Annotated in this window: 1 protein-coding gene; it reads right to left on the reverse strand. The window is 57.1% G+C overall.

The window, feature by feature from the left end; genetic code table 11:
• Positions 1-273 (reverse strand): hypothetical protein (locus ACO0K8_RS22370; protein ID WP_422948861.1); only part of this gene is annotated, 273 nt, incomplete at both ends.

Here is a 273-nt window from a genome sequence, read left to right on the forward strand (position 1 = left end):
TTAAGACATGGCTTTGCGGAGTCGTGCCGTCGGTGATGGTCAGGGTGTCGCCTGCTTTAGCCGTACCTGGCAAAGCCACTGTGACTGCCACTGTCGTTGCTGCACCGAGTTCTGTTTTACTGATCAGGCCGTCGTTGTTGCTGTCAGTCGTGATGGTGATCGTTGGTGCGGCCGTCGCAGTCGTGTCCAAAGTCGCACTGTCTGTGCCTGGGGCGGAGACATTGCCAGCTTGGTCGGTGACCGTTGCTGTGACGGTTAAATTAGCGCCTTCTG

The sequence above is a fragment of the Undibacterium sp. Ren11W genome (genome assembly GCF_049340485.1).
Classification (GTDB): Bacteria; Pseudomonadota; Gammaproteobacteria; order Burkholderiales; family Burkholderiaceae_D; genus Undibacterium.